This window comes from Mycobacterium sp. (assembly GCF_029961025.1).
In the GTDB taxonomy this organism is placed as follows: Bacteria; Actinomycetota; Actinomycetes; order Mycobacteriales; family Mycobacteriaceae; genus Mycobacterium.
This window is the reverse complement of sequence record NZ_JASBVP010000012.1, coordinates 123330-130855: the sequence shown is the minus strand read 5'-3', so window position 1 is coordinate 130855 and position 7526 is coordinate 123330. Positions and strand designations below refer to the sequence as shown.

Below are 7526 nucleotides of genomic sequence, written 5' to 3'. Positions count from 1 at the left end.
GGTCCGGCTCCTCCCCGGGCCGTTCCGGCCCGCATCGTCGCCGACCCAAGTCAATGGTCCGGCTCCTCCCCGGGCCGTTCCGGCCCGCATCGTCGCCGGACTTCAGGTGGCGTCGACGTCAAACGGGGCGGGTTGGTCGGCACCGTAGTCCGATGCCGTCGAAGCCGATTCCGTCGGCTGAGACACCGCCGGTGGGAAACCTCCGCCCGGGCCATCGAACGCCGGCCGGTCGAACGCGAACAGCGAGTCATCACCGTCAAGCAGATGCTTGGTCAACGCCGCGCGCGGCGTCATCCCGCGCAGCTTTTGCAGTTCACGCAGCGGCTCCCGCAGCTCATCGAATTCGGGTCCGATGTCCTCGCGAAGCTGGCTGGTCACACCCGTAACGTAGTCACGGGTGTGTCGCAGCGCGCTGGCCGTCCACCGGATGGCTCCCGGCAGCCGCTCCGGCCCGAGAACCACCAGACCGACCACCAGCAATACCAGCATTTCCCCCCACCCCACGTTGGCAAACATCTCAGCCGCTGTCCGGGCCGGGGGTAACCGTCAGCGTGAGATGCCGGCCATCGCGAATCACCTCGACCGGGACCGGCTTCCCGATGGTCAACTCCCGCACGGCGACCACGAACTCGTCGGCGTCAGCCACCCTGCGGTTGCCGACCTTGACCACCACGTCGTTCTCCAGGATCCCGGCCTTTTGCGCGGGGCTTCCGGCCTTCACGTTGGCCACCTGAGCGCCTTGCGCGACCGCGTTGCTTACCGAACGGGTGTTCACACCCAGTGTCGCGTGCACGATCTTGCCGTCTCTGATGAGGGTCTGCGCAACCGTTTTCGCCTCGTTCACCGGGATCGCAAAGCCCAGACCGCTGGCGCTGTCCGACAACGATTTGCCCGCGGTGTTGATGCCGATCACCTGAGCATCCATGTTGATCAGCGGACCCCCGGAGTTGCCGTGGTTGATTGAGGCATCGGTCTGGACGGCGTCGATGACGGTGTCGGTGTCCGAACCCTCACCTGACAGCGGCACCGGCCGGTGCAACGCGCTGATAATGCCGTGGGTGACGGTGCTGCGCAGCCCGAGGGGCGAACCGGCCGCGAGGACCTCATCCCCGACGCGGAGCTTGTCGGAGTCGCCGAGACGCGCCACGGTGAGGTTGTTGACGTTATCCACCTTGAGGACAGCCAGGTCGGTTTTGGGGTCGCGGCCCACGAGGTTGGCCGGCACCTCCTTGCCATCGTTGAACACCACGGTCGTCTTCCACTGGCTGGGATTGTTAGCAGCCTCGGAGATGACGTGGTTGTTGGTGACGATGTAGCCGCGGCCGTCGACGACGACACCGGACCCCTGGGTGCCCTCCTGGTCGCTGACAGATTCCACCGTCACCACGGAGTCGGCCGTCGCGGCCGCTACCTTGGCAAACCGACCCGCCGGCTCTGCGGCGTTGCCGTTTGTCGCCAACGTCACCTTCGAGGTGGTGAACGCTTCGACAACTTGAGCCGTCGTTCGGCCGACCCAACCGCCAGCGAAGCCGATCAGCAGCGCGGCGACGGCCAGAACCGCCAGCGCCCGGTAAGACACCCTTCCGCCGAAGAGCACTTCGCGCACCCCGAGCTTGCCACCGAATCCGGCAGCGGGACGCGGCGCAGCCGGGGCCAGTGCCGGGTGCCCGAGAGCCGCCGCCGCCGCGGGGTCGCGCCAGGGGTCATCGGGTTCTTCCGGCCGGTCGTTGTCTTTCTCCCTTTCCAGAGCACCGGCGTCAACGGGATGTCGCTGCAGCGACTCGGCACCCGGGAATGGGCGGCCGAACGCCTCCTGCAGCACCGGGTCGGCCGGCGGATCGTGTGGGGTGAATTCGCTTTCGTTCCGGTACTTCGGCGGGCGGACGCGCTCGGCGACAAAGGATCCCCGGACCCCGTAGGGGCGCCCGAATGCCTGGCTGGACACGGGGTCGACGGGGGGCCGGGAAATGGGACGTGGAGCCAGGCGATGGCCGCCGTAGCTGTCCTGCTCGGAACTCACCTCATCCTCTTCTGGGCATTCGAAAAACGCGTCGTACGATGTCGCCCAACTGGTCCACCCTACCGGCGTTTCAGCCCGTCTGGCGCGCTACCGTCGTCGAACCGCCTGGCCTCGTCGTGCAGCGGCGACTGCGGAATCTGGGACAACAATCCCAGCAACGTGCTCGGGATGCTGACCGGGCTGGACTCGCGCAGCGCCGTTCGGGCTCGCCTTTGATCTTCCACCTCGGCGGCGCATTGGACGCACAGCGAAAGGTGATGCGCCGCCCGAAGGTGCGCACTCATCCGCAGCTCGCCATCCACGAACGCCGCGATGGCCTCGGTCGATAGATGCTCAGTCGAGCCGAACTGCCTGGGTGCACCTACCGGCGCAGTGCTCTGGGAGGCAAACGGTGATGGCAGCCAGGAGAACGCACGGCGAAACACCTGCCCCGGGTCGGCCATCGCAGCTCCTTTCGGTATCGCATCGGTGTGCGCGGCGATACCACGAATGTAGCGCGCTGACCGGTGACCGACACCGGCCAGTAGCCTAGGCACCCGCTCGATCGGCCTGGCCAACGAGGGTGTCGGGGGTGTCGGAACACGCTCCCTGCTCGGGATGCGATGCCAGGTAGTCGCGCAGCGCCTGGCGTCCGCGGTGAATACGGCTGCGCACTGTACCCAGCTTCACCCCCAGCGTGGCGCCAATTTCCTCGTAAGACAGGCCTTCGACATCGCACAGCACCACCGCCGCACGGAACTCCGGCGGCAACGAATCCAGAGCCGCCTGCAAGTCCGGTCCGAGTCGCGAATCGTGGTAGATCTGCTCGGGGTTGGGATCGGCGGCGGGAACTCGGTCGTAGTCTTCCGGCAACGCTTCCATTCGGATACGAGCGCGCCGACGCACCATGTCGAGGAACAAGTTGGTGGTGATTCGGTGCAGCCAGCCCTCAAACGTTCCGGGCTGGTAGTTCTGCACCGATCGAAAAACCCGGATAAAGGTCTCCTGAGTCAGGTCCTCGGCATCATGCTGGTTGCCGGATAGCCGATAGGCCAGCCGGTACACGCGATCGGCATGTTGGCGCACCAACTCATCCCAGGAGGGCATAGTGGCCTTGTCTCCGGTCGCGTCGAAAACGGCGGTACCGTACAACTCGTCGGGTGCTTCCACCCAGTCGGTGCCGCGGCACTGCTCGGCATGCGACATACTCGTCGGGCTCATCAGCATGGTGATGATCAAATCCTCCGGACTGGGGCGGCCTGCCAAGCTCTCTGGGTTTGGCCACTGCTCATCGCGCGCAACGCGCGGCCGCCATGACGTATTCCCCGGCCAGCATCCCGCGCCTTCCATGCAGATACCGTTGCGTATCGGCGTGTGGGCCGTATGTGATCACACTGAACTTTCGCTGAGAAACCGGCCCCGACGGCGTTATGCCGACCGTGTTGACTCAGTATGACAGGAAACGGCGTGCTTACCCAGGTCGCGCCGGTGAATTGCCAGTGAACTGATTGCCTGGGGAATCGGGCGCGCCTGCCCGGCGCCGGCGCCGGCGGGACTTACGCTGCGGGCATGGCCAGCACCGACCACCCACGTGGGGAGACGGCCCTCACTCGTGCCGAATCCCTCGCCGCACACGCTGAGGGGTCGATAGCCGAGGATGCGATCCTGGCGGCGGCCCGTGAACGGGCCATGGACATCGGAGCCCGGGCGGTCACACCGGCAGTCGGTGCGCTGCTGAGCGTGCTGGTCAAACTCAGTGGTGGCAAAGCCGTCGTCGAAGTGGGCACCGGTGCGGGCGTCAGTGGGCTGTGGTTGCTGTCGGGCATGAGCGATGACGGTGTTTTGACCACGATCGACATCGAGCCCGAGTATCAACGAGTCGCCAAACAGGCGTTCGCTGAAGCCGGTATCGGACCGTCGCGCACACGGCTGATCAGCGGCCGCGCGCAGCAGGTGTTGACCCGGCTGGCCGATGGATCCTATGACCTGGTTTTTATCGATGCCGACCCCATCGACCAGCCGCAGTACGTCGTCGAAGCCGTACGGCTGCTCCGGCCGGGCGGGGTCGTTGTCGTCCATGGTGCCGCGCTGGGCGGGCGTGCCGGGGACCCTGCGGCCCGCGACGCCGACGTGACGGCGGTCCGCGAGGCGGCGCGGCTCATCGCCGAGGACGAGCGGCTCACGCCGGCCTTGGTGCCGCTCGGCGACGGCCTGCTGGCAGCGGTGCGCGACTGACAAACCTTTGCGAATTCCTGACGGTGCGTCTCCTTGACCGCGGAGTGAACGAATGTTTAGTGTCCTGAACATGCGTTCAGTGGACCTGACCGCGGCCGCCCGAATCCGCGACGCGGCTATCGAGCAGTTCGGCCGGCATGGCTTCGACGTCGGTCTGCGGGCCATCGCCAAGGCGGCGGGGGTGAGCGCGGCATTGGTCATCCACCATTACGGCTCCAAGGAGGGCCTGCGCAAAGCCTGCGACGACTATGTCGCCGAGGAAATCCGCAGCAGCAAGTCGGAAGCGATGCGGTCCACAGATCCGGGCACCTGGCTTGCGGCGCTGGCCGAAATCGATTCCTATGCGTCGCTGATGGGCTATCTGGTGCGCAGTATGCAGTCGGGCGGCGAGCTGGCGAAAACGTTGTGGCGAAGGATGGTCGATGACGCCGAGGCATATCTCGATGAAGGGGTCCGTGCCGGAACACTCAAGCCCAGCCGCAACCCCCGGGCACGGGCCAGGTATCTGGCGATCACCGGTGGCGGTGGGTTCCTGCTGTATCTGCAGATGCACGAAAACCCGACGGACCTGCGCGCTGTGCTGCGCGACTACGCCCGCGACATGCTGATGCCGTCACTTGAGGTCTACACCAACGGCCTAATGGCCGACAGCACGATGTATGACGCACTCCTCGCGGAAGCCACGAAAGAAGGAGAATCCCATGACAGCGGTATCGCGATCTGATCACGCCGGCATGGCAATCGAAATCCATGGCCTGAGAAAGTCTTTCGGGTCAGTGCGGGCGCTGGACGGGTTGGAGTTGACGGTACGCGAGGGCGAGGTACACGGCTTTCTGGGCCCGAACGGCGCCGGCAAGTCGACGACCATCCGCATCCTGCTCGGGGTGGTCAGGGCCGACGGCGGGATCGCCCGGCTGCTGGGTGGCGACCCGTGGACCGACGCCGTTGAATTGCATCGCCAGATTGCGTACGTGCCGGGCGATGTGACCCTGTGGCCGAATCTCACCGGCGGCGAGACCATCGACTTGCTGGCGCGTATGCGTGGCGGCATCGACGAGAAGCGGCGTGCGGAATTGATCGAACGCTTCGACTTGGACCCGCACAAGAAGGCTCGCACCTACTCGAAGGGCAATAGGCAGAAGGTCTCTTTGATTTCAGCCTTTTCCTCACAGGCACGACTACTGCTGCTCGATGAGCCCAGCAGTGGCCTAGACCCGTTGATGGAACACGTCTTTCAAGAGTGCGTGCGCGAGGCGCGTGATCGCGGCGTGACGATCCTGCTGTCGAGCCACATCCTGGCCGAAACCGAGGCGCTGTGTGACCGATTAACCATCATCCGGGCCGGCAAGACGGTCGAAAGCGGCTCGCTGGAATCCATGCGGCACTTGAGCCGCACCTCCATCAAAGCCGAGATGTTAGGTGATCCGGGTGATCTCACGCGAATCAAAGGCGTCGAAAACGTCAGCATCGAGGGCAAAACCGTGCGCGCCCACGTCGATAGCGAAAGCCTGGGCAAGCTGATACGGGTCCTCGGCGACGCCGGGGTGCGCAGCCTGGTCAGCCAGCCACCGACCCTGGAAGAGCTCTTCTTACGCCACTACGGCATCGACGGCCAGCGGGGGCGCCGCGAGCACGAGGTTTCGGCATGAGCGCGATCACCCTCGACCGGCCACAACGGCCTGCCCACCACGAGCGCCAAGGATCGCACTTTTCGGGAACACTCGGCCTGTTGCGCCTGTACCTGCGCCGCGACCGCATCGTGCTGCCGCTCTGGGTCATGCTGCTGTCGGTGCCGCTGGCCACCGTGTACGTCGGGAGCATCGAAAAGGTCTATCCGGACCAGGCCGCGCGGGACGCGTTGGCGGCCTCGATCATGGCCAGCCCGGCTCAGCGAGCACTCTACGGGCAGGTCTACGCGGACAACCCGGGAGCCATCGGAATCTGGAAAGCCGGAATGTTCCACCTGCTCATCGCGATCGCGGTGATCCTCACCGTGATCCGCCATACCCGCGCCGACGAGGAGACCGGTCGGACCGAATTGGTCGATTCGGCGGCGGTCGGCCGGTGTGCCAGTTTGACCGCCGCACTGCTGTTGTCGTTCGGGGCGGCGGTCATCACCGGCGTGATCGGCGCCGCGGGGCTGCTTACCACCGACGTTCCGCACAGCGGGTCGCTGGCTTTCGGCGCGGCGCTGGCCGCATCCGGTCTGGTGTTCACCGCTGTGGCTGCGGTGGCGGCGCAGCTCTCGCCGAGTGCGCGGTTCACCCGCGGCGCGGCCTTTGCGGTGCTGGCGGTCGCCTTCACGCTCCGCGCCGTCGGTGACGCGGGCTCGGGCAGCCTGTCGTGGTTGTCACCGCTGGGCTGGTCGTTGCAGGTGCGGCCGTATGCCGGAGACCGCTGGTGGGTGCTGGCGTTGCATCTGGTGACAACCGTCGCGCTCACCGTCATGGCCTACCTGCCGCTGGCGCGACGGGACGTCGGCGCGGGAATGATCGCCGAACGTCCTGGCCCCGGCAGGGCCGGATGGTCGCTGCGCGGTACGGGCGGCCTGGCGTGGCGGCTGGATCGCGGTGGCGTGCTGATTTGGACCGTCGGGCTGTGTCTGTACGGCCTGCTGATCGGCACCATCGTGCACGGCATCGGCGAGGAGATCGGCAGCTCCGCTGCCCGCGACATCGTCGTGCGGATGGGCGGCACCAGCGCGCTGGAGCAGGCCTTCCTCGCGATGGCGTTCAGCATGCTCGGGATGGCGGCGTCCGCGTTCGCCGTCTCGCTCAGCCTGCGCCTACAACAGGAGGAGGTCGCCGGCCGGGCCGAAACGGTATTGGCTGGTGCTGTCGGCCGAATAAGTTGGGCAGCAACTCATTTGACGATTGCCATCGGGGGGCCGGCGACTGCCATGCTGCTTGCCGGGGTAACGGCCGGCCTCGGTTACGGCGTAGCGGCCGGTGACGTGGCCGGCAACCTGGCCACGGTCCTCGGCACCGCGGCGGTACAGCTGCCCGCCGTGTGGCTACTCGCCGCGGTGACGGTCGCCTTGTTCGGTGTGGTACCGCGGTTCACGCCGGTGGCTTGGGGTGTGCTGCTCGGGTTTATCGCGGTGTACCTGCTCGGCTCGCTATCGGGTGCTCCGCAGTGGGTGCTCGACCTCGAACCCTTCGCGCACATCCCGCGGGTCGGTGGCGGCAACTTCAATGCCGTCCCCCTGCTCTGGCTACTGGCGATCGACACCGCGCTGATTGTGCTGGGAGCTGCGTTCTTTCGGCACCGCGACGTGCACACCTAAGGTGGC

Annotated in this window: 8 protein-coding genes; 4 read left to right on the top strand and 4 right to left on the bottom strand. The window is 66.3% G+C overall.

Annotated features, from left to right (window positions below; translation table 11 throughout):
* Nucleotides 1–102: 102 nt before the first annotated feature.
* The 4 genes from tatB to sigE form a co-directional block, all read right to left on the bottom strand.
* Nucleotides 103–516 carry a Sec-independent protein translocase protein TatB gene (tatB, locus tag QJR12_RS14775; RefSeq protein ID WP_300583750.1) on the bottom strand — a complete coding sequence of 138 codons (414 nt, stop codon included), beginning with the start codon at nucleotides 514–516 and terminating at the stop codon, nucleotides 103–105.
* Nucleotide 517: 1 nt separating this feature from the next.
* Nucleotides 518–2020 carry a trypsin-like peptidase domain-containing protein gene (locus QJR12_RS14770; RefSeq protein ID WP_300583747.1) on the bottom strand — a complete coding sequence of 501 codons (1503 nt, stop codon included), beginning with the start codon at nucleotides 2018–2020 and terminating at the stop codon, nucleotides 518–520.
* A gap of 59 nt (nucleotides 2021–2079) precedes the next feature.
* Nucleotides 2080–2463 carry an anti-sigma E factor RseA gene (gene rseA, locus QJR12_RS14765; protein WP_300583745.1) on the bottom strand — a complete coding sequence of 128 codons (384 nt, stop codon included), beginning with the start codon at nucleotides 2461–2463 and terminating at the stop codon, nucleotides 2080–2082.
* A gap of 85 nt (nucleotides 2464–2548) precedes the next feature.
* On the bottom strand, nucleotides 2549–3226 hold the full coding sequence (sigE, locus tag QJR12_RS14760; RefSeq protein WP_300583794.1) for an RNA polymerase sigma factor SigE: 678 nt from the start codon (nucleotides 3224–3226) through the stop codon (nucleotides 2549–2551).
* A 342-nt stretch (nucleotides 3227–3568) separates the two neighbouring features.
* Here sigE and QJR12_RS14755 point away from each other — a divergent pair, with 342 nt between their 5' ends.
* From QJR12_RS14755 to QJR12_RS14740, 4 genes are all read left to right on the top strand, one after another.
* A complete protein-coding gene (locus QJR12_RS14755) occupies nucleotides 3569–4234 on the top strand; it encodes an O-methyltransferase (protein ID WP_300583742.1) in 666 nt (221 codons plus the stop codon).
* A gap of 70 nt (nucleotides 4235–4304) precedes the next feature.
* Complete coding sequence (locus QJR12_RS14750; protein WP_300583739.1) at nucleotides 4305–4958, top strand: TetR family transcriptional regulator; 654 nt, start codon at nucleotides 4305–4307, stop codon at nucleotides 4956–4958.
* Nucleotides 4936–5883 (top strand): ABC transporter ATP-binding protein, encoded by a 948-nt coding sequence (locus tag QJR12_RS14745; protein ID WP_300583737.1) that lies wholly within the window; start codon nucleotides 4936–4938, stop codon nucleotides 5881–5883. Before QJR12_RS14750 ends, QJR12_RS14745 begins: the two co-directional genes overlap by 23 nt.
* Nucleotides 5880–7520 (top strand): ABC transporter permease, encoded by a 1641-nt coding sequence (locus QJR12_RS14740; RefSeq protein WP_300583734.1) that lies wholly within the window; start codon nucleotides 5880–5882, stop codon nucleotides 7518–7520. The genes QJR12_RS14745 and QJR12_RS14740 overlap by 4 nt, the downstream gene beginning before the upstream one ends.
* Nucleotides 7521–7526 lie beyond the last annotated feature (6 nt).